Here is a 21,414-nt window from a genome sequence, read left to right as displayed (position 1 = left end):
GCAGGAGCGGGCACGCTCCTGTCGGGGACCTAAGGACAAAGAAGTAAACCGCGTTAGATAAAAACAGTTAATAACAATAAAGACGAGGATGTAGGGATGAAAAAGCAACACAACAACACCCGGCTGATCTGCCAACTGTCAGCAGCAGCAGCCCTGGTATTGTCCGCCAATGCGATGGCGGCCGATGCATTCAGCTCCGATTCCAAGTGGATGACCGGCGATTGGGGCGGTGAGCGTACCAAGCTGATCGAGCAAGGTATCGACATCAAGGCGGATTACGTTGGTGAAGTCGGTGGCAACCTCAGCGGTGGCTACAACAACGACAAAACTGCCCGTTACGCTGACCAGTTCGGTCTGGGCGTAGCACTGGACCTGGACAAGCTGTGGGGCTGGAGCAACACCCAGGCCAAGATCCAGTTGACCAATCGTAATGGCGCGAACATCTCCAACGACCGTATCGGTGACCCGCGTGCCGGCACCTTGAGTTCGTCTCAAGAAGTCGATGGCCGTGGCCACATGGTGCGTCTGACGCAGTTCTGGATTCAGCACCAGATGTTCGACAACAAGCTGGACGTGAAACTCGGTTACTTCGGTGAAGGCGAAGACTTCAACACCTTCCCGTGCGACTTCCAGAACCTGTCGTTCTGCGGCTCCCAGGTCGGTAACTATGTAAACACCTGGTACAACTGGCCAGTCAGCCAGGCGGCTATCCGCGTGAAGTACAACATCACGCCTGAGCTGTATGCGCAAATCGGTGCGTACAACCAGAACCCGTCGCAGCTGGAGCACGGCAACGGCTTCAAACTCAGCGGCAGCGGCACCAAGGGCACCGTATTGCCGGTGGAATTGGTCTGGTCGCCTAAGGTCAATGGCCTGCCGGGCGAATACCGTGTGGGTTACTACAAGAGCACCGCCGACGCTACCGACGTACGTGAAGACGTCAACGGTAACGATGCTGGCACCACCGGCGCGGCCTTCCGTGTTCGCAGCAGCAAAAGCGGTTACTGGGGCGTTCTGCAACAGCAGCTCACCACCCACAATGGCGATGCTTCCCGCGGCTTGAACATCGCGGCCAACGTCACCTTCCACGACAAAGACACCAACCTGGTCGACAACTACCAGTCGCTGATGCTTGTGTATAAGGGCCCATTCGACGCACGTACCAAAGATGACGTGGGTATCGGTGTCTCCCGCATCCACGCCAACAGTGACGTGAAGAAAAACGCCGAGTTGCTCAATGCCGCTGGCGGTTTCACCGACTACGACCAATCGGGTTACGCGCCACTGCGTAACACTGAATACAACGTCGAACTGAACTACGGCTTCCACGTCACCAACTGGCTGACCGTGCGTCCTAACCTGCAATACATCGCCAACCCAGGCGGCGTGAAGCAGGTCGACAACGCAGTAGTCGCGGGCCTGAAAATTCAGTCTACGTTCTAACGTTGTTGCGATAAGCTCCTTCTCTCTGTGCGCATTTTGCGGGTAGCCATGGCTATCCGCTTTTTTTTGTGTGGGAGCTGGCTTGCCTGCGATGGCATCGCCTCGGTGCCTCTGATACACCGTGGGGCCCGCATCGCAGGCAAGCCAGCTCCTACAACGCTATTCAGGACCGTGGCACATGCATGAGCATCCGCTGCAACGCTTTTTCAAATCCCTGCGGGAGCGACCGGTATTCGCCTGGGAGCGCTTTCAGATGCGCGACGTGTTGGTGATCGATCACCCGCTCTGCCAGGCGGTGTTCAGTCGCCAGGGCGCGCAATTGCTGCACTTTCAGCCCAAGGGCCAGAAACCCTGGCTGTGGTGCGCGGCCAAGTGGCCGCAGGTCGGCGCCATTCGTGGCGGCGTGCCGGTGTGCTGGCCGTGGTATGGCCGTCATCCCAGCGAAAACGCCTGGCCGTCCCATGGCTGGGCACGGCTGATCGACTGGAAACTGCTGGACAGCAGCACTGACGACGACGGTGTACGTTTGCACTGGCAATTGCAGCTATGCGATTGGCAGGTGGACCTGCATGCACACCTGGGGGAAACCCTGGAACTGCGCCTGGCCACCGAGCACCAGGACGAACTGCCGTGCCAGTTGAGCCATGCTTTGCACGCCTATTGGCGGATTGGCAACGTCGGTGAGATAGCGCTGTCTGGGCTCGATGGGGCGCAAGGTTACGATCAGCTCAACCGCCAGGCTTGCCAGCAGGAAGGTGAGTTACGGGTCGATGGCGGCTGTCAGCGGGTGTTCCAGCACGAGGGTGAGTTGCACCTCAAGGACCATGCCTGGCAGCGCGAATTGTGCATCGATACCGGCGAGAGTGCCGACACGGTGGTGTGGCATCCAGGGAGCCGGCCGTTGCTGGGGGTGAGTTTCAACGAGGCTTCGGGGTTTGTGTGCGTGGAGTCGGCGATGGCCGGGGCGAGTCTGGCGCCGGGGGAGAGGGCGCATTTGAGTTTGCAGGCCAGGGCCGGGGTTTAGCGGTGTGACAAATGGCTCTTTTGTGGCGAGGGAGCTTGCTCCCGCTGGGGCGCGAAGCGCCCCCTGAATCAGGCAATTGAGTTCTTTTTGAAAGACTGCGATGGAGCTATTGGGGCCGCTTCGCAGCCCAGCGGGAGCAAGCTCCCTCGCCACAGAAAGCGTTCCACAGCCTAGTTGAATTCATCCCCAACCGGATACCGACTGTCGTTCAAACTCTCTTTGATCTTGCGCAAATGCGGCTGGAAATCCACCCCGCGACGCAAGGTCATGCCGGTGGCCAGCACATCCAGCACCGTCAACTGAATGATCCGCGACGTCATCGGCATGTAGATGTCGGTGTCTTCCGGCAGCGGAATGTTCAGGCTCACGGTACTGACCTTGGCCAGCGGCGAGTTCTCGGCGGTCACACCCAATACCGAGGCACCGTTCTCCCGCGCGATACGCGCCACTTCCACCAACTCACGGGTACGCCCGGTGTAGGAAATGATCACGAACAACTCCCCGGTGTGGGCCACCGAGGCGATCATCCGTTGCATCAGCACATCGGCATGGGCCGTGACCGACAGGTTGAAACGGAAGAACTTGTGCAGCGCGTCCATGGCCACCGGCGCCGAAGCCCCCAGGCCAAAGAAGTGGATCTGCCGGGCCTGGATCAGCAGGTCCACGGCCTTGCTGATCAGGGCCGGGTCCAGGGCCTGGCAGGCGCTGTCGAGGGACGCGATGGCGCTGCCAAAGATCTTCTGGGTGTAGGCCTCAGGGTTATCATCGGCTTCCACTGCGCGGCTGACGTACGCCGCGCCACTGGCCAGACTTTGCGCCAGCTGCAATTTAAGTTCAGGGTAACCACTCACGCCGAACGAGCGGCAGAAGCGGTTCACCGTAGGTTCGCTGACCGAAGCGGCCTGGGCGAGGGCGGCGATAGAGAAGCGGGTCGCCTGCTGCGGGTTGAGCAGGATGACCTCGGCGACTTTACGTTCAGCCTTGTTCAGTTCATCGAGGCGTTTCTGGATCTGTTCCAGTAGATTTCGCACGCGGTCCATTCATGTTTCCTTAGGGCGACGATGCAAATAAGGGTCGTCAACCAATCGACGAGCGGCCCTTTGCGGTGGCCTATCCTACTGAGGGTAGTTGAACACCACCACTCGGAATACGTTTTTCGGGAAAATGTTGTGGTTATTACTACATTTTTCCTTGAGTGATGCCTTAAAAAAAGGTATTTGTAGCTTAACTTGATAAAAGAACAAACATCATGCCTTCGATAACCGTAGAACCCTGCACCTTTGCCCTGTTTGGCGCCTTGGGTGATCTGGCGCTGCGCAAGTTATTTCCTGCCCTGTATCAACTCGATGGTGCGGGCCTCCTGCACGAAGACACACGCATCCTGGCCCTGGCCCGTGAGGCCGGTTCCGAGCAACAGCACCTGGCCCACATCGAAAAAGAACTGCGCAGCTACGTTGGCAAGGAACTGGACGAAACCGTCGCCCAGCGTTTCCTGGCCCGCCTGACGTACCTGCACGTCGACTTCCTGAAGGCCGACGACTATGTCGCCCTGGCAGAAAACGCCGGCACCGAACAACGCCTGATTGCCTACTTCGCCACCCCGGCGGCGGTGTACGGCGCGATCTGCGAAAACCTCTCCAAGGTCGGCCTGGCGGAAAACACCCGGGTGGTCCTGGAAAAACCCATCGGTTCGGACCTGGATTCCTCGCGCAAGGTCAACGACGCCGTGGCGCAGTTTTTCCCGGAAAACCGCACCTACCGCATCGACCACTACCTGGGCAAAGAAACGGTCCAGAACCTGATCGCCCTGCGGTTTGCCAACAGCCTGTTTGAAACCCAGTGGAACCAGAACTACATCTCCCACGTGGAAATCACCGTGGCCGAGCAGGTCGGCATCGAAGGTCGCTGGGGTTATTTCGACAAGGCCGGGCAACTGCGGGACATGATCCAGAATCACCTGCTGCAGCTGCTGTGCCTGATCGCCATGGACCCGCCGGCCGACCTGTCTGCCGACAGTATTCGTGACGAGAAGGTCAAGGTGCTCAAGGCCCTGGCGCCCATCAGCCCGGACGGCCTGACCACCCAGGTGGTGCGCGGCCAGTACATCGCCGGCTACAGCGCCGGCAAGCCGGTGCCGGGTTACCTGGAAGAAGAGAATTCCAATACCCAGAGCGACACCGAAACCTTCGTCGCCCTGCGGGCCGATATTCGTAACTGGCGTTGGGCCGGGGTGCCGTTCTACCTGCGCACCGGCAAGCGCATGCCGCAAAAGCTGTCGCAGATCGTCATCCATTTCAAGGAACCGTCCCACTACATCTTCGCCCCCGAGCAGCGCTTGCAGATCAGCAACAAACTGATCATCCGCCTGCAACCGGACGAAGGTATTTCCTTGCGGGTGATGACCAAGGAGCAGGGCCTGGACAAGGGCATGCAACTGCGCAGCGGGCCGCTGCAACTGAATTTTTCCGACACCTATCGCAGCGCGCGGATTCCCGATGCCTACGAGCGGTTGTTACTTGAAGTCATGCGCGGCAACCAGAACCTGTTTGTGCGCAAAGATGAAATCGAAGCCGCGTGGAAATGGTGTGACCAGTTGATCGCCGGGTGGAAAAAATCCGGTGATGCGCCCAAGCCGTATGCGGCGGGGTCCTGGGGGCCGATGAGCTCGATTGCACTGATCACGCGGGACGGGAGGTCTTGGTATGGCGATATCTGAACTGAAACTGCCTCAGGGCGTGACTGCCCATGAGTACCGCAACCCGGTGCTGCTGGCCGACGGCCTGGCCAACGACGTGGCCGAACAGCTGCGCACGGCCATCAGTGCCCGTGGCGAAGCGACCCTGGTGGTGTCCGGCGGCCGCAGCCCGGTGGCGTTCTTCCAGAACCTCGCCAAGCAAGGCCTGGACTGGTCCAAGGTGACCATCACCCTGGCCGACGAGCGCTGGGTACCGGTGGAACATGCCGACAGCAATGCTGGCCTGTTGAAAAAGTATTTGCTGCAAGGCCCGGCGGCCAAGGCGAAGTTTTTGAGCCTGTACAGCGTTGCTGCCACCCTTGACGAAGCTGCCGAGCAGGCCGATCGCCTGCTGGCCGAGTTGCCGGCAATTGACGTGCTGGTACTGGGCATGGGCGACGACGGCCACACTGCGTCGCTGTTCCCCAACAGCCCGAACCTGGCTGAAGCATTGAAGCCGGACGGTAGCCGCCGTTGCTGGCCGATGCTGGCGCCGACCGTGCCGCACCAGCGCCTGACCATGAGTCGCGCGTTGCTGGCCACCGCCCACTACACCGTGCTGTCGATTTCCGGCAGTTCGAAATTGACCACCTTGAGCGCCGCGCTGGCCAGTGACGACGTTGCTGCCATGCCGATACGCGCGTTTTTGCAACCTACTTTAGAGATTTACTGGTGCCCATGAGCCAAGGATCAGCCGCGATGAACAGCCCTCAACCTACCGTTTCCATGGCGGACAAAGTTGCCTTGATCGACAGCCTCTGCGCCAAGGCGCGGATCCTGCCGGTGATCACCATTGCCCGTGAACAGGACATTCTGCCCCTGGCCGATGCCCTGGCTGCCGGTGGTTTGACCGCACTGGAAGTGACCCTGCGTTCGCAGTTCGGCCTCAAGGCCATCCAGGTGCTGCGTGAGCAGCGTCCGGAGCTGTGCACCGGTGCCGGTACCGTGCTGGATCGTCATATGCTGGAAGCGGCCGAAGTGGCTGGTTCGCAATTTATTGTCACCCCGGGGATTACCCGTGACCTGCTGGAAGCTTCGGTGCACAGCTCGATTCCGTTGTTGCCGGGGATCAGCAATGCTTCCGGGATCATGGAGGGTTATGGCCTGGGGTATCGCCGCTTCAAGCTGTTCCCGGCTGAGGTCAGCGGTGGTGTGGCGGCGATCAAGGCGTTGGGCGGTCCGTTTGGCGAAGTGAAATTCTGCCCGACTGGGGGTGTTGGTCCGGCCAATATCAAGAGCTACATGGCGCTGAAGAATGTGATGTGCGTGGGCGGTAGCTGGATGCTGGATCCGGAATGGGTCAAGAACGGCGACTGGGCACGTATCCAGGAAACCACCGCTGAGGCGCTGGCCCTGCTGGACTGATTGGATTTACCGAATCGTTGTTGCTGTGTTCTACGGCATTTTTGCGGTGCACTTGGTCGGTGTGCCGCTTTTTTTTGCCTGCTGGAAACCTTCAGGGCTGACTGAGTACATATCCGTTATTTAGGTAACGGCGGCTTATGGTTTCGCTCTTACAGCGACTCACTTTGGAAAAGCCCCAAAGTAAGCAAAGGGCTCTGCCCCGCCTGTCGGCACCTCGCCTAGGCTCGGTGTTCCCTCACTCCGGGATTGCTCCGCGGGCCGCCGCGACGGGGCGTCCCTGCCCCGTCGCGGCTAAACCGGCGTCCTGCCGGTTTACCCGCTCCTCAATCCCTGCGTTCGGCCTCGGGCTGAATGGGGCAGTCAGATCAAAAGCAAGATCAAGATCAACAGCACGGCGGCCTGAAAGCCGACCTTAGTGTTAAAAGCAAGATCCAGAGCGAAAGCAGAACTGCTTTTCTGTGGGAGCTGGCTTGCCTGCGATGCAGACAACTCGGTACATCAGATACACCGAGGCGATGCCATCGCAGGCAAGCCAGCTCCCACAGTTGACCGTGCCCGCTCTGGCTTCAGATGTTGATCTTGCCTTTGCTTCACCACACTCAAGCCGGCCTGTAGGCCGCTGTGCTCTGGCTTTTGATCTTGATCTTGATCTTGATCTTAGGCGCCCCGTTAAACCACGCTGGCCGAACGCAGGTATTACGGAGCGGGTAAACCGGCAGGACGCCGGTTTAGCCGCGACGGGGCAGGGACGCCCCGTCGCGGCGGCCCGCGGAGTAATGCCGGAGCTGAGGGCACACCGAGCCTAGGCGAGGTGCCGAGTGGTGGGGCAAGAGCGTTTTGCTTACTTTTGCGCTTTTCAAAAGTGAGCCGCTGTAAGAGCGGAACCAATAGAAGCCGTTACCTAAATAACGGATATACACACTCTCACAATGCCTATTTCGCACTCAGCTCGGTGATAGCTTTGATCAGCACATGGATATCTGCCGCGGACGTCAAGAACCCCGGCGTCACCCGAATACAACTGCCAAACGAAGCCCCGCTGCGGGTCGTGGTAAACAGGTCATATTCCTTGAGCAACCGATCCGCCATCACCTGCTGATCCGGCTGATCAGTGAACTTGAACGAGGTAATCGCGCAATACAGCCGTGGATCATCCGGCGTCAGCACTTCAATCCCCGGCAACTGCCGCACCTCACTCACCCACAAATCCCGCAGGTAATTGAGCCGCGCGCCCTTGGCCTTCGACCCACCCAGCAAACGATGCTCTTCGAACACCAGCGGCAAGGTCATCAGCGCCGGGAAATTCGGCGTGCTGTACGGCGTACGCGCCCGTACATCGGTGACCGGGTAGTGAAACTCACCCATGTCCGGATCAATGTCCGCCAACCGTTGCGGGTCGATGTAGATAAAGCCCAGGGTCAACGGCGCACCGATCCACTTGTGCAGGTTGAAGCCGGCAAACGCGATACCCAACTGCGCCAGGTTGAACTCGATCTGCCCCAACGCATGGGCGCCGTCCAGAATCACATCCACCCCGTGTTCCCGGGCCGCCGTGGCAATCGCCTCCACCGGCATCACCAGCCCGGTGCGGTGGGTCACGTAGGTCAGCGCCAGCAATTTCAGACGCGGGTAGCGCACGAACGCATCACGATACGTCTGCACCAGGCTGTCGAAACTTGCCGGATGTTCGTGGGCAATCTCGACCACCTCCACCCCGCGATGCTTCGCCAGCCAGCGCATGGCACCCTTCACGGTGTCGTATTCCAGGTCGCTGATCAGCACCTGGTCGCCCGGCTGCAAGCGGTTGTAATTGCGGATCAGCGACTGCAACGCATCCGAAGCGCAGCGGGTGAGGGCGATCGCTTCAGGGTCGGCGTCCATCAATTGCGCCAACTGGTCACGGATCTCGACGTTCTCGCCCTGCTCGAAACGCTGGCGCACATGGATCGAGTTGCTGCGGTTGATGAAGGCTACGTTGTCCTGATACTGCTCAAGTACCGCACGGCTCATGCGCCCGAAGTAACCGTTTTCGAGGTTGATCGGGCCGGGCTCCAGGTCGTAGCGCTGGGCGATTGCGTGCCAGTGTTGTTCGTCGCGGGTACTGTCCATGTGCGTGCTCTATTAATGACGAGGGGCTGGCTTGCCGTGTTTGGCGCGTAGCGGTTCCAGCAGTTCGGATAAACCGTTGTGGTCGATTTCCTGCATCAGTGCCAGCAACCCGCCCAGCTCACCGTGGGGGAAACCCTCACGGGCAAACCAGTTCAGGTAAGGGCCAGGCAAGTCGGCAATGATCCGGCCCTTGTACTTGCCGAAGGGCATTTCGCGGGTGATCAGCAGTTCAAGTTTTTCAGGGTTCATTGGGGCTTCAGGTGTTTGAGTCGATGCCTTGGAAAATACAGGCATTCTGCATGGAGGCCAAATGACAGATCATGCAAATAAAGCGGATACAGATTTTCGGGTAATCTATAACTTGTTGAAATATATGAATTAATTCGTTTTTCAAAAGCTGGCACGGGCGCTGCAATTACTAAGACACGTTTCTTAACCCGCGAAGGAATTGAAAAATGACTGATATCAACAAAGAATCGATCTCCGTACTCAATGACCTGATCGAGACCAGCAAAGACGGCCAGGAAGGCTTCAAGACCTGCGCAGAAGACATCAAGCACCCAGAGCTCAAAGCCCTGTTTGCCAAACGTTCCGCTGATTGCGCCACCGCCGCTGCCGAACTGCAGACCGCCGTTAAAGCCCTGGGTGGCGACCCGGAAAAATCCGGTAGCGTCGCCGGTGCCTTGCACCGTGGCTGGGTCGACGTGAAGTCGCTGGTCACCGGTAAAGACGAAGAGGCTGTGCTGAACGAAGCCGAGCGCGGTGAAGACCATGCCCTGAAGGCTTACAAAGAAGCGATCGAGAAGATCAACAAGCATAACCTGCTGGGTATTCGTGACCTGGTGGAGCGCCAGTTCCACGGTGCGCAACGCAACCACGACCAGGTGAAAGCCCTGCGTAACCAGGCACGCGCTCAGTCTTGAGCCCGGCCTGAATAAAAAAAGCCCCGCAGATGCGGGGCTTTTTCATGGGCGATGGGTCAGCCGATGCTGATGGCCGGCAGTTCGGTCAAGGTCACGGTCTGCTGCTTGCGCGGCGCCAGGATCTCGGCTTCGCCGTCCACCACCAGCTCATCGCGCTGGTTGAACACGCGGGTGGCGATACGCACGCGAAACTTCGGCAGCTTCTCGAGGATTTCCAGACGCACGGTCAGGGTGTCGCCGATCTTTACCGGCTTCTGGAAGCTCATTTGCTGGCCGATGTAGATGGTGCCGGGCCCAGGCAGCTCACAAGCGACCGCGGCGCTGATCAGGGCGCCGCTGAACATGCCGTGGGCAATGCGCTCCTTGAACATGGTCGCCTTGGCGAATTCGGCGTCCAGGTGCACCGGGTTGTGGTCGCCGGACATTGCCGCGAACAACTGGATATCGCGCTCTTCGACAGTCTTGCTGTAGCTGGCGGTCTGGCCGACTTCGAGGGCTTCGTAAGGCGTGTTGGTAACCTGGGTCATCAGATGCTGCATCCTGTGGCTAATCAATAAACTTAAAATGTTGATTTTAAACGAAAAATCATTCGCAGCGAGTAGGGCGGCGCAGCACTGCTGCCTGGGCCAGCCACGCCAGCACATCGGCTGTGACCGCATCACGGTTGGTTTCGTTGAATAATTCGTGGCGCGCCTGCGGGTAAATGCTCAGCTCCAGGTTCTGGCAGCCGGCTTCACGCAATGCGTTGGCCAGGCTTTTGAGACGCTTGCCTTCACTGACCGGATCACATTCGCCGCCCATTATCAGGATCGGCAGGCCCGGGTCGATCTGAGCGAGATTGGACGCTTTGCTGATTTGCTGCAAGCCACCCAGCAGGTCGATCCACAGCTGGTTGGTGCAGCGAAAGCCGCAGAGCGGGTCGTTGACGTACTTGTCGACCTCGGCCGGGTCGCGGCTCAGCCAGTCAAAAGCAGTGCGATTGGGTTTAAACGCCTTGTTGAACGATCCAAATGACAGGAAATCGATCAGTGCACTGCGCCCCCGCAAACCCTGGCGCAAGCGTTCAACGTGGGCAATCACCTTGGCCGCACCGTACAGCGCCACCGTTTGGAAGTTAGAACCACTGAGAATCGCGCCGTTGAGGCTCGCGCTGTGGTGCAGCAGGTACGCCTGGGCAATGTAGCTGCCCATGCTGTGGCCCAGCAGAATGATCGGCACCCCCGGCGCCTGCTGGCCGATGTGCTGGTTGAGGCTCGCCAGGTCGCCCACCACTTTGTTCCAGCCATCTTTCTCGGCAAACAGCCCCAGGGTGCCCTCGTCGGCAGTACGCCCGTGGCCGCGCTGGTCGGGTGCGTACAGGCCGTAACCGGCGTCACACAGCGCCTGGGCCAGGCGGGCATAGCGCCCACTGTGCTCGGCCATGCCGTGGGCCAGCATGATCAGCGCCTTGGGCGGTCCGTCCGGCAGCCATTGGTTGACATACACCCGACTGCGGTCATTCGCGGTCAGCCAGAAAGTGGTGTGGTTCATGGCGCTTCCTTTGCTCAGGGTCGTTGCAGTGTATCGCTCATCTGCCGGCGGCTGCTGGATCAGCGCAAGCCTTGGCGGGGAGATTCACACAATCAATGACGCATCTTGTTGTATTTGCCTGATTGACCATAGCTGCTAACGTCCCCAAAGCTCCGCTTTCATCGCAGCATTCAAAGCGGCCGGACCACTCAGGTAAGAGGACAAGAATAATGCAACCTGATTTCTGGAATGACAAACGCGCGGCCGGGGTGCCCAACGAGATCGACCTCACCGCCTACAAGTCGGTGATCGAAGTCTTCGAGCGGTCCTGCAAGACCTTTGCCGATCGTCCGGCGTTCAGCAACATGGGGATCACCCTGACCTACGCCGAGCTGGACCGCCGCAGCGCAGCGTTCGCCGGTTACCTGCAATGGCACACCGACCTCAAGCCAGGTGATCGCATTGCGGTGCAGATGCCCAACGTCCTGCATTATCCGATTGCCGTGTTCGGTGCCTTGCGCGCCGGGCTGATCGTGGTCAACACCAACCCGTTGTACACCCCGCGGGAAATGCGCCACCAGTTCAAGGACGCCGGCATTCGAGCGCTGGTGTACTTGAACCTGTTTGGCTCGCGGGTTGAAGAAGTCAGCAAGGACACCGAGATCGAGTACCTGATCGAGGCGAAGATGGGCGACTTCATGCCCGCCGCCAAGGGCTGGCTGATCAACACCGTGGTCGACAAGGTCAAGAAGATGGTCCCGGCGTACAACCTGCCGCAGGCCATTTCCTTCAAGCGCGCCCTGAGCATGGGCGCCGGCCAGGCCCTCAACCGCCACCCGGTGACCCTCGACGACATCGCGGTGCTGCAATACACCGGCGGCACCACCGGCCTGGCCAAGGGCGCCATGCTCACCCACGGCAACCTGGTAGCCAATATGCAGCAGGTGCGGGCGTGCATGTCGCAGCTGGGCGACGACGGCCATCCACTGATCAAGGAAGGGCAGGAGGTGATGGTGGCGCCGCTGCCGCTGTACCACATCTATGCCTTCACCGCGAATTGCATGTGCATGATGGTGTCGGGCAACCACAACGTACTCATCACCAATCCCCGGGACATCGGCGGCTTTATCAAGGAGCTGAAAAAGTGGCGCTTCACCGGGCTGCTGGGGCTCAACACGCTGTTTGTGGCATTGATGGACCACCCGGATTTCAAGACCCTGGATTTCTCCCACCTCAAGCTCACCAATTCCGGCGGCACCGCGCTGGTCAAGGCCACGGCTGAGCGCTGGCAGCAACTCACCGGCTGCGCGATTGGTGAAGGCTACGGCCTGACCGAAACCTCACCGGTGGCCAGCACCAACCCGTATGGCGGCAAATCCAAGCTGGGCACCGTGGGTATTCCGGTGCCGGGCACGGCGATGAAAATCATTGATGACAATGGCGCGGAGTTGCCGCTGGGCGAGCGGGGCGAGCTGTGCATCAAGGGCCCGCAGGTGATGAAGGGCTACTGGCAGCAACCGGTGGCGACCGCCGAGACGCTGGACGCCGAAGGCTGGCTCAAGACCGGCGACATTGCGGTGATCGACCCGGATGGCTTTGTGCGCATCGTTGATCGCAAGAAGGACCTGATCATCGTCTCGGGTTTCAACGTGTACCCCAACGAGATCGAAGACGTGGTGATGGCGCATCCGGCGGTGGCCAGTTGCGCGGTGATCGGCGTGCCGGACGAGCGTACCGGCGAGGCGGTGAAGCTGTTTGTGGTGGCGCGTGCCCAGGGCGTGAGCCTTGAAGAACTGAAGACCTACTGCAAGGCCAACTTCACCGGCTACAAGGTGCCCAAGCACATTGTGTTGCGTGACTCGTTGCCGATGACGCCGGTGGGCAAGATCTTGCGCAGGGAATTGCGCGACATAGCCTGATCTGAAACAGCGTCAAAAAGGTGGGAGCTGGCTTGTGTGGGAGCCGGGCTTGCCCGCGATGCAGGCACCTCGGTGTATCAGGTACACCGCCGTGATGCCATCGCAGGCAAGCCAGCTCCCACATTGTTTTTTTCGCCCTGTAGAGCCCATTCCAGAGCCTTTTTTTGCGCTATAGAATCTTTGCTCTAAAAGTGACCATTAGATATTCTTGAGTCATGTTTATGACCGTAGGGGCCTCTTTTGGCTCTAGGCGGCCCTTGGCAAAGCTGCTACTCTCGGCGCGCTTTGTGACCTCTTGGCCTGCTTTTAACCGCCAGACTCACCCAAAAACAAACAAATAATAATCGCATCAAATGCGATGAATGAATTCGCGTCGCTGAGGAGTGGGCTTCCATGATCGAAGACTTTTGGAAGGATAAGTACCCCGCCGGGATTGCTGCAGAAATCAATCCAGACGAGTATCAGAATATTCAGGCGGTACTGAAACAGTCCTGCCAGCGCTTCGCCAACAAACCGGCTTTCAGCAACCTGGGCAAGACACTCACCTACGGTGAGCTGTACGAACTGTCCGGCGCCTTTGCCGCCTACCTGCAACAGCATACCGACTTGCAGCCCGGTGATCGAATCGCCGTGCAGCTGCCCAACGTCCTGCAGTACCCGGTCGCTGTGTTCGGTGCCATCCGCGCCGGCTTGATCGTGGTCAACACCAACCCGCTGTACACCGCGCGGGAAATGGAACACCAATTCAACGACTCCGGTGCCAAGGCGCTGGTTTGCCTGGCCAACATGGCGCACCTGGCTGAAAAAGTCGTGCCCAAGACCTCCGTCAAGCACGTGATCGTCACCGAAGTCGCCGACCTGTTGCCGCCGCTCAAGCGCCTGCTGATCAACAGCGTCATCAAGTACGTGAAGAAGATGGTCCCGGCGTATCACTTGCCCAAGGCGATCAAGTTCAACGACGTATTGGCCAAGGGCCACGGCCAGCCGATCAACGAAGTCAGCCCCGCCAGCGACGAAGTCGCCGTGCTGCAATACACCGGCGGCACCACCGGCGTGGCCAAGGGCGCGATGCTGACCCACCGCAATCTCGTGGCCAACATGTTGCAGTGCAAGGCGCTGATGGGCTCCAACCTCAATGAAGGTTGCGAGATCCTGATCACCCCGCTGCCGCTGTACCACATCTATGCCTTCACCTTTCATTGCATGGCGATGATGCTGATCGGCAACCACAACATCCTGATCAGCAACCCGCGCGACCTGTCGGCGATGGTCAAGGAACTGTCGAAGTGGAAGTTCAGCGGCTTTGTCGGCCTGAACACCCTGTTTGTTGCCCTGTGCAACAACGACGCCTTCCGCAAGCTGGATTTCTCGGCGCTGAAAGTCACCCTGTCCGGCGGCATGGCCCTGCAATTGGCGGCGGCCGAGCGTTGGAAAGCGGTCACCGGCTGCTCCATCTGCGAAGGTTACGGCATGACCGAAACCAGCCCGGTGGCCACCGTGAACCCGATCCAGAACATCCAGATCGGCACCATCGGCATTCCGGTGCCGTCGACCCTGTGCAAGGTCATTACCGATGACGGCGTGGAGCTGGCGTTGGGGGAAGTGGGCGAGCTGTGCGTCAAGGGCCCGCAAGTGATGAAAGGCTACTGGCAGCGCTACGAAGCCACCTCCGAGATCCTCGACAGCGAAGGCTGGCTGAAGACCGGTGACATCGCGATCATCCAGCCGGATGGCTACATGCGCATTGTCGACCGCAAGAAGGACATGATCCTGGTCTCCGGTTTCAACGTTTACCCCAACGAGCTGGAAGACGTGCTGGCGGGCCTGCCGGGCGTGCTGCAATGTGCGGCCATTGGTGTGCCGGACGAGAAGTCCGGGGAACACATCAAGATCTTCATCGTGGTCAAGCCGGGCGCCACCCTGACCAAAGACCAGGTGATGGAGCATATGCGCGCCAACGTCACCGGCTACAAGGTGCCCAAGGCCGTGGAGTTCCGCGATGCACTGCCGACTACCAACGTTGGCAAGATTTTGCGCCGTGAACTGCGGGATGAAGAGCTGAAGAAGCTGGGTCTGAAGAAGTAATTCGCCCCACAACAAAAAGCCCCGCAGATGCGGGGCTTTTTATTGAACGCTGATCCCGCCATTTGAAATGCAATCCAAATGTGGGAGCTGGCTTGCCTGCGATAGCGGTGGGCCAGTCACAGCAGTGTGAGCTGACCCACCGCTATCGCAGGCAAGCCAGCTCCCACAGTTCTAAACCATGTTTCTACAGCATGAACTGCGCAAAGCTCACGCCAGCACCGGCCGGGCGTACATCCTTGAGGAACGAATCCTTGTCGGCACTCAGCTCCAGGGTGATTTCCGGCTTGCGCTTGCCGGCATTGCGCACCACCAGACCTTCCAGTTTCTCGCGCAAAAACACCGTTGGCACCTTCAAGTGCAACAACTGGTCGCTTTCGGCGTTGTGCATCAACAAGTGAATCCACTCGTACTGGCCCACGGCAATCCGGCCCACCGGCAGGTCGAACCACCAGATGTTGCGTTTGCGGTCCAGGTCGGTGAAGTGGCAGTTGTTGACGCCGAGTACGGCACCGCCCAGTTCCTGGTTTCTGCGGGCAATGGCCTGTGCTTTATTGAGTTTCATAACCTTCCTACGGGATCTGTTATCCAGCGCTTGCGCCTGGATGTGCCCGGCATTCTCGTGGGTTGGCTGCAAAACATAAAGCCAAACCTGTACGCCGCGATGAAATGCCGCTCAAAAAATAATTGAAACTCTCGGGAAAGGCCCAGGGTCAACCTCTACGTAGTGACCAAAATCCTTGATTGTTCCCAGGAGAAATACCATGAGTAGCACATCGGATAAGGCAAAAGGTTTGGCGAACGAGGCCGTTGGCAACATCAAGCAAGGTGTTGGCAAAGTCACCGGCAATGACAAATTGCGGGCTGAAGGCGTGGTTCAGGAAAAGAAAGGCGAAGTGCAAAAAGCCGTCGGCGACACCAAGGACGCGGTAAAGAAAGCGGTCAAATAGTCCCGACCCGGCTGACTGCACTCCAGCAGCCCGACGGCCATCCACGGATGGCCGTTTTTGTGTCACCTGCGGTAATTAAAGTTTGGAAATTGTTTCGAGGTCGCCAAATGGGCTACCTTGATGTAGTAAACGGCCCCTGAGTCGCCCACTAACTCATCTTTTTTGCGGCGAAAGGAGACGCTATGATTTTTCCGGTATTACAAGGCTTGCCCCTGCACAAAGTGCTGGTGCGCACCGTCAAAGAATTCGTCGATGACGAAATGCCGACGTACGCCTCGGCACTGGCCTACCAGATGCTGTTCTCGCTGTTTCCCTTCCTGCTGTTCCTGATTGCCCTGATCGGTTTCCTGCACCTGCCGGACTTCTTCACCTGGCTGCGCATGCAGTCGGAACTGGTGTTGCCGCCCCAGGCCCTGGAGCAGGTCAACCCGGTGATCGACCAGTTGCAACAATCCAAGGGCGGCCTGTTGTCGGTGGGTATCGTGATTGCGCTGTACACCGCTTCGGCGGGTGTGCGCCTGATGATGAGCGCGATGAATGCCGCCTACGACGTGGTGGAAGGCCGGCCGATCTGGAAGCGTTTCCCGCTGTCGGTGTTCTACACCATCGGCATCGCCGGCATGCTGTTGGCCGCCGCCGCCTTGATGGTGCTCGGGCCGCAGGTGATGGAATGGCTGGCGGGGCAGATCGGCATGCAGGAATTCGTGGTCACGTTGTGGACCATCCTGCGTTGGCCGCTGATCGTGATCCTGCTGATGTTCGCCGTGGCCTTGATGTACTACGTGATGCCTGACGTGAAGCAGAAATTCCGCTTCATCACCCCGGGTTCGGTGCTGGCGGTGGTGGTCTGGATCATCGCTTCCCTGGGGTTTGGCTACTACGTCAAAACCTTTGCCGACTACAACGCCATGTATGGCAGTATCGGCGCGATCATTGTGTTGCTCCTGTACTTCTACATTTCCGCCGCCGTGCTGTTGCTGGGGGCGGAGATGAACGCGGTGATCGAACACATGTCGGCTGAAGGCAAGGACCCTGGTGAAAAGGACTTTGGCGAGCACGACGACAAACAACATGTCTCAGGCCTTGGCCGGGACCACTCACTCAAGCCCACTACCGACGAAGTCTGATCGATGATCCGTGAAATCCTGAAAATGGGCGATGAGCGCCTGCTGCGTATTGCCCCGCCGGTTCCGCCGGAAATGTTCGACAGCCCCGAGCTGTGGCAACTGATTGACGACATGTTCCAGACCATGGAACACGTCGGTGGCGTCGGCCTGGCCGCGCCGCAGATCGGTGTGGACCTGCAACTGGTGATCTTCGGATTCGAGAGCAGCGAGCGCTACCCGGACGCGCCCGCCGTGCCCCAGACCATCCTGATCAACCCGCTGATCACGCCCCTCAGCCCGGTGTTGGAAGAGGGCTATGAAGGTTGCCTGTCGGTGCCTGGCTTGCGTGGTGCGGTGGACCGTTACCAGCAGATTCGCTACGAAGGGTTTGACCCCAAGGGCGAGCCGATTGTGCGGATTGCCGAGGGCTTCCATGCGCGTGTGGTACAGCACGAATGCGATCACCTGATCGGCCGGCTGTACCCGTCGCGGATTACTGATTTCAGCAAGTTCGGGTTTATCGAAGTGATGTTCCCGGACATGGATCCGACGGCAGACGAATAACCGGCGATCCCTGTGGCAAGGGAGCTTGCTGTGTGGAGGGAGTTGCTGTGGTGAGGGAGCTTGGTGTGGCGAGGGAACTGCTGTGGCGAGGGAGCTTGCTGTGGCGAGGGAGCTTGCTCCCGCTGGGCTGCGTAGCGGCCCCAAGATTTTTGGGAGCGCTTCGCACTCCAGCGGGAGCAAGCTCCCTCGCCACAGCAGCTCCCTCCACACAGCAAGCTCCCTTGCCACAGCAAGCTCTCTCATCACAGACGGTGTGGTTTATTTTGCGGGCTTCACAAACCGCAACGTCATCCGGTCCGACTCACCAATCGCCACATACTTCGCTTTGTCCTTCTCCCCCAACGTCAACGCCGGCGGCAAGGTCCAGACGCCATCCGGGTAATCCTTGGTGTCTTTCGGGTTGGCATTCACCTCGCTCTGCCCCTCAAGCTTGAACCCCGCATCAGTCGCCAGTTTCACCACATACGCGGTGGTCAGGTACCCGCTGTGCTTGATGTCTTCCAGTGACGCCCCGTCCTTGGCCCGGTGATCCACCACCCCCAGCACGCCGCCCGGTTTCAACACCTTGAAGAATGCCTGGAACATCGCCGGCGCCGTATCCGCCATCACCCAGTTATGCACGTTGCGAAAGGTCAGCACGGTGTCCGCCGAGCCTGGCTTGCCCAGCACCGGCGCCTTGGGGTCGAACTCGGCAAAGCCGGCCTTGGAATAATGCACCGGGTCTGCGGCGAATTTCTTCTTCAGGTTTTCCTCTGACGTACGCGCATAAGCACTGCTGCTCGGCGCCTGAACGGCGGCGATGTAATGGCCGTTGTCCTTGAGCAGCGGCGCCAGCACTTCGCTGTACCAGCCGCCACCCGGGGTGATTTCGATCAGCGTCTGGTTAGCCCGCAGGCCAAAGAATTCCAACGTCTGCTGGGGATGACGATAAACATCCCGCGCGCTGTTGGCCGGTACACGCCAGCTGCCGGCGAGCACGGTTGCATATTGCTCGGCGGAAACCGGGGTTTGGGCTGCCTGGCTCAAGGCCGGGGCGAGGAGGGCTGCAAGGGATAAGGCTGCAAGGGTCGCTTTCATGATCATCCTGTAATGGGCCGCTGGTGCCGCCGAGGCTAGCATGGGGCCCGCGACCGCTGATCACACTTTATTGAAGGTCGACCTCACCAACGGTTCTAAGCCCATGGCGATCATGGGCTTGTTGCGTTTGTAACGTACCAGGCGCTCCGACAAGGACTGCGGGAGCACGGTGTCCTGGGTAAAACCGAGGCGCTGGTAAAAGCCTTCCAGCTCCGGATGGCACAGCAGCCACAGCGTGCCCTCGACGCCGGCAGCGGCGCCCTGTATCAGCCGCGTTGCCAGCCCCTGGCCACGCAACGCCGGGTCGACAAACAAGCCGGTCAACCATTGCCCGCCCACCACTGGCGTGAGGCACAGGCCCGCGACGATCTCGCTGCCCTTGGCCACCCACAACTGGCCGCCCTTGAGGGCTTTCATCGGTGAGTTGTGGCTGCGGTAAAACTTGTTCAGCAGCGGCCACAATGGCTCTGCCAGTCGATCGATGTGCAACTCGGGCATGGTTTTCAAACACACAGGTTCCGGGGCTGCGGATTATAAGTCGGGCAAAGCGCCTTCTGCTGGTCAATAGGTGTTATACCCAGTGTTACATCCCCTGTAAGTGGAGCACGCATCATGGCCAAAGGTCTGAATTCCAAGAAAGCTGACAAGAAGAAACCGGCAAAGACCGCCGATGAAAAACGCGCCGACAAAAAGGCCAAGAAAACCGACAGCAATCTGTTCGGTCATTAAGTTCTAAGCTCAGCACCAAACGATCTGCAAGATTTTCCCGCCCCATTGCACAGAGCAGGATGAAGCCGACTTTTTCGTCGGCCACGCCTGCCCTGAGCTGCCGATGTCCAACTACCTTGATGAAACCCACAGCCTCGAAATCGAAGCCCTGGGCCGTACCTTGACTGCCCGCACCGAGTGGCCGACCTGGCTGCTGTTGATCGGCGTGTATGCCGGCTGGTTTGCCGTGATCCTCGGCAGCCACTGGCTTGGCCTTTGGTTGAGCACCGCCTTGTTGATCCCGCTGGTGGCGCTGTGGATGTCTCTGCAACACGAACTCCTGCACGGCCATCCCACCCGCTTCAACGCCCTGAACAAAGTCCTCGGCTACGCGCCGTTTGCCGTCTGGTACCCCTACACCCTGTACCGCAACTGCCACCTGGTGCACCACAACGACGAAGACCTGACGGTGCCCGGCGTCGATCCGGAAAGCCGCTACCTGAAACAGCAGCAGTGGGACGCCAGTTCGCTGTTCGAGCGCACCTTGCACTGGCTGACCAAGACCGTGGTCGGGCGCTTCCTGCTGGGTTCGCCGCTGGCGCTGTGGAAGCTGGCGCGCAACGAGTTCAGGCGCCTGCGCCAGGGCCAGCGCCAGGCGTGGTTGATGTGGTTGAGCCATGGCGCGGTGACCGCGTTGATGCTGGCCTTCATCGCCCAGTACAGCGTGCTGCCGGTGTGGCACTACGTGGCGCTGGTCAGCGTGCCGGCCTTGTCGGTGGCGGCGATCCGTTCCTACTATGAACACCGTCCGCACCCACAACCGGAACAGCGCACGGTGCTTAACGAAGCCGCCTGGCCGTGGACCTGGCTGTTCCTCAATAACAACCTGCACCTGGTGCATCACGACTTGCCCAAGCTGCCGTGGTATTTGCTGCCCACCGTCTACCGCGCGCGCCGCGAACAATGGGTGGCGCGCAGCGGCGGGTTCCTGGTGCAAGGTTACGGCCAGTTGATCGGCCGCCACGGGCTCAAGGCCATCGACAGCCCACGGCACCCCTTTGCTTGAGAGACGACCATGAGTGACCGCTACGCCGAACTGCTGATGTACGTGGCGCCGCAGCAGGTGCGACAGGCCAACGAACGTTGGCTTTCGCGCATTCTTGAACGCCTGGGCGCGACCCGCCGCCATGCCGATCACCTCGACCTGCGCAGCCTGTGGCGCGCCCCCGAATTGCTGCTGACGCAAACCTGCGGCTACCCGCTGATGACCGAGCTGCGCGGGCAAGTCCAGGTGATCGGCCGCCCGCGCTACGAGCTGGCCCACAGCAGCGCCGGCGAGCATTGCAGCCTGCTGCTGACCCGCGACGACAACCCGCGCACCGCCTTGGCCGACTTCTACGACAGTCGCGGCGTGATCAACGGCCACGACTCCAACAGCGGCATGAACCTGCTGCGCGAACGCCTGGCGCCGTTGCAGCAGGGCGGCCGGTTCTTTGCCGAGGTGGGCATCAGCGGCGCCCATCGCGAAAGCCTGCGCTGGCTGCGGGAAGACCGTGCGGACCTGGCCGCCATCGACAGCGTGACCTTCGACTACCTCGCCCGCTTTGCGCCAGAGGAAGTGGCCGGGCTGCGGATCGTCAGCCGCAGTGCGCCCAGTCCAACGTTGCCTTACATCAGCGTGCTCGGCTCAAGTGAAGCCCTGCGCGAAGCCATGAACCTGGCCTTGCAGGACTTGCCCGACGTGGTGCAAACCCTCGGCGTACACGAAGTGCTGCCCGCCACCGAAGCCGATTACCAGGTGCTGCTGGATTACCGGCAGCAGGCCGAAGTCCTGGGTTATCCGAAGCTTGAATAAGGTTATATAAAAATACCTTTTAAATATTATTAAAGAATAAGCAGCC

21 protein-coding genes are annotated in these 21,414 nt (G+C 59.6%); 13 read left to right on the top strand and 8 right to left on the bottom strand.

What is annotated here, in order from left to right; all coding sequences use genetic code 11:
• The first annotated feature begins 96 nt into the window (after positions 1 to 96).
• Together V3W39_RS13075 and V3W39_RS13070 are read left to right on the top strand one after the other, a co-directional pair.
• Positions 97 to 1,443 carry a carbohydrate porin gene (locus V3W39_RS13075; RefSeq protein ID WP_010169863.1) on the top strand — a complete coding sequence of 449 codons (1,347 nt, stop codon included), beginning with the start codon at positions 97 to 99 and terminating at the stop codon, positions 1,441 to 1,443.
• A 178-nt stretch (positions 1,444 to 1,621) separates the two neighbouring features.
• The gene (locus tag V3W39_RS13070) at positions 1,622 to 2,467 is read left to right on the top strand and encodes a D-hexose-6-phosphate mutarotase (RefSeq protein ID WP_177048960.1); all 846 of its coding nucleotides are present in this window, start codon (positions 1,622 to 1,624) and stop codon (positions 2,465 to 2,467) included.
• 170 nt (positions 2,468 to 2,637) lie between these two features.
• Here the strand turns inward: V3W39_RS13070 and V3W39_RS13065 are convergent, their stop codons facing one another.
• Positions 2,638 to 3,498 (bottom strand): MurR/RpiR family transcriptional regulator, encoded by an 861-nt coding sequence (locus tag V3W39_RS13065; RefSeq protein WP_330212737.1) that lies wholly within the window; start codon positions 3,496 to 3,498, stop codon positions 2,638 to 2,640.
• Between the two features lie 218 nt (positions 3,499 to 3,716).
• Between V3W39_RS13065 and zwf the strand changes: the two genes are divergently transcribed.
• The 3 genes from zwf to V3W39_RS13050 are packed head-to-tail and all read left to right on the top strand — an operon-like array spanning position 3,717 to position 6,566.
• Positions 3,717 to 5,183 (top strand): glucose-6-phosphate dehydrogenase, encoded by a 1,467-nt coding sequence (gene zwf / locus V3W39_RS13060; RefSeq protein ID WP_063027707.1) that lies wholly within the window; start codon positions 3,717 to 3,719, stop codon positions 5,181 to 5,183.
• Positions 5,170 to 5,883, top strand: a complete 714-nt coding sequence (gene pgl, locus V3W39_RS13055) for a 6-phosphogluconolactonase (RefSeq protein WP_330212732.1) — start codon at positions 5,170 to 5,172, stop codon at positions 5,881 to 5,883. The genes zwf and pgl overlap by 14 nt, the downstream gene beginning before the upstream one ends.
• A gap of 17 nt (positions 5,884 to 5,900) precedes the next feature.
• Positions 5,901 to 6,566, top strand: a complete 666-nt coding sequence (locus V3W39_RS13050) for a bifunctional 4-hydroxy-2-oxoglutarate aldolase/2-dehydro-3-deoxy-phosphogluconate aldolase (protein ID WP_003213027.1) — start codon at positions 5,901 to 5,903, stop codon at positions 6,564 to 6,566.
• A gap of 933 nt (positions 6,567 to 7,499) precedes the next feature.
• On the opposite strand, the gene V3W39_RS13045 is transcribed toward V3W39_RS13050, so the two are convergent.
• Together V3W39_RS13045 and V3W39_RS13040 are read right to left on the bottom strand one after the other, a co-directional pair.
• Positions 7,500 to 8,675 (bottom strand): aminotransferase class V-fold PLP-dependent enzyme, encoded by a 1,176-nt coding sequence (locus V3W39_RS13045; protein WP_330212731.1) that lies wholly within the window; start codon positions 8,673 to 8,675, stop codon positions 7,500 to 7,502.
• Positions 8,676 to 8,687: 12 nt separating this feature from the next.
• Positions 8,688 to 8,924 carry a DUF3820 family protein gene (locus V3W39_RS13040; RefSeq protein WP_003213031.1) on the bottom strand — a complete coding sequence of 79 codons (237 nt, stop codon included), beginning with the start codon at positions 8,922 to 8,924 and terminating at the stop codon, positions 8,688 to 8,690.
• A gap of 206 nt (positions 8,925 to 9,130) precedes the next feature.
• On the opposite strand from V3W39_RS13040, the gene V3W39_RS13035 reads away from it, so the two are divergent.
• Entirely contained in the window at positions 9,131 to 9,598 is a 468-nt protein-coding gene (locus V3W39_RS13035) for a ferritin-like domain-containing protein (RefSeq protein ID WP_177042819.1), read from the top strand.
• 56 nt (positions 9,599 to 9,654) lie between these two features.
• Here the strand turns inward: V3W39_RS13035 and V3W39_RS13030 are convergent, their stop codons facing one another.
• Positions 9,655 to 10,125 (bottom strand): MaoC family dehydratase, encoded by a 471-nt coding sequence (locus tag V3W39_RS13030; protein ID WP_177042820.1) that lies wholly within the window; start codon positions 10,123 to 10,125, stop codon positions 9,655 to 9,657.
• Positions 10,126 to 10,183: 58 nt separating this feature from the next.
• Entirely contained in the window at positions 10,184 to 11,128 is a 945-nt protein-coding gene (locus tag V3W39_RS13025; RefSeq protein WP_330212730.1) for an alpha/beta hydrolase, read from the bottom strand.
• A 209-nt stretch (positions 11,129 to 11,337) separates the two neighbouring features.
• Here V3W39_RS13025 and fadD2 point away from each other — a divergent pair, with 209 nt between their 5' ends.
• Together fadD2 and fadD1 are read left to right on the top strand one after the other, a co-directional pair.
• Positions 11,338 to 13,026, top strand: coding sequence for a long-chain-fatty-acid--CoA ligase FadD2 (gene fadD2, locus V3W39_RS13020; RefSeq protein ID WP_177042822.1), 1,689 nt, complete (start codon positions 11,338 to 11,340; stop codon positions 13,024 to 13,026).
• Between the two features lie 393 nt (positions 13,027 to 13,419).
• Positions 13,420 to 15,111 carry a long-chain-fatty-acid--CoA ligase FadD1 gene (gene fadD1 / locus V3W39_RS13015; protein WP_330212729.1) on the top strand — a complete coding sequence of 564 codons (1,692 nt, stop codon included), beginning with the start codon at positions 13,420 to 13,422 and terminating at the stop codon, positions 15,109 to 15,111.
• Between the two features lie 184 nt (positions 15,112 to 15,295).
• Here fadD1 and V3W39_RS13010 read toward each other — a convergent pair whose 3' ends face one another.
• A complete protein-coding gene (locus V3W39_RS13010) occupies positions 15,296 to 15,673 on the bottom strand; it encodes a hypothetical protein (RefSeq protein ID WP_177131163.1) in 378 nt (125 codons plus the stop codon).
• A gap of 199 nt (positions 15,674 to 15,872) precedes the next feature.
• On the opposite strand from V3W39_RS13010, the gene V3W39_RS13005 reads away from it, so the two are divergent.
• From V3W39_RS13005 to def, 3 genes are all read left to right on the top strand, one after another.
• Positions 15,873 to 16,058, top strand: a complete 186-nt coding sequence (locus V3W39_RS13005) for a CsbD family protein (protein WP_003213044.1) — start codon at positions 15,873 to 15,875, stop codon at positions 16,056 to 16,058.
• A gap of 182 nt (positions 16,059 to 16,240) precedes the next feature.
• Positions 16,241 to 17,185: a YihY/virulence factor BrkB family protein gene (locus V3W39_RS13000; protein WP_177042825.1), complete on the top strand. Its 945-nt coding sequence runs from the start codon at positions 16,241 to 16,243 to the stop codon at positions 17,183 to 17,185.
• Positions 17,186 to 17,188: 3 nt separating this feature from the next.
• Positions 17,189 to 17,728 carry a peptide deformylase gene (gene def / locus V3W39_RS12995; protein WP_003213049.1) on the top strand — a complete coding sequence of 180 codons (540 nt, stop codon included), beginning with the start codon at positions 17,189 to 17,191 and terminating at the stop codon, positions 17,726 to 17,728.
• 258 nt (positions 17,729 to 17,986) lie between these two features.
• Here the strand turns inward: def and V3W39_RS12990 are convergent, their stop codons facing one another.
• Positions 17,987 to 18,805, bottom strand: coding sequence for a class I SAM-dependent methyltransferase (locus V3W39_RS12990; protein WP_177078662.1), 819 nt, complete (start codon positions 18,803 to 18,805; stop codon positions 17,987 to 17,989).
• A 60-nt stretch (positions 18,806 to 18,865) separates the two neighbouring features.
• A complete protein-coding gene (locus V3W39_RS12985) occupies positions 18,866 to 19,303 on the bottom strand; it encodes a GNAT family N-acetyltransferase (RefSeq protein WP_259201282.1) in 438 nt (145 codons plus the stop codon).
• Positions 19,304 to 19,637: 334 nt separating this feature from the next.
• Here V3W39_RS12985 and V3W39_RS12980 point away from each other — a divergent pair, with 334 nt between their 5' ends.
• Positions 19,638 to 20,579 carry a fatty acid desaturase gene (locus V3W39_RS12980; protein WP_259201276.1) on the top strand — a complete coding sequence of 314 codons (942 nt, stop codon included), beginning with the start codon at positions 19,638 to 19,640 and terminating at the stop codon, positions 20,577 to 20,579.
• A 9-nt stretch (positions 20,580 to 20,588) separates the two neighbouring features.
• On the top strand, positions 20,589 to 21,368 hold the full coding sequence (locus V3W39_RS12975; protein ID WP_177078660.1) for a phosphate/phosphite/phosphonate ABC transporter substrate-binding protein: 780 nt from the start codon (positions 20,589 to 20,591) through the stop codon (positions 21,366 to 21,368).
• Positions 21,369 to 21,414 lie beyond the last annotated feature (46 nt).

It is taken from the genome of Pseudomonas sp. Z18(2022), assembly GCF_036346535.1.
Taxonomy (GTDB): Bacteria; Pseudomonadota; Gammaproteobacteria; order Pseudomonadales; family Pseudomonadaceae; genus Aquipseudomonas; species Aquipseudomonas yamanorum_A.
Note: the sequence above shows the minus strand (reverse complement) of the source record. Positions and strands in the feature narration are given on the sequence as shown.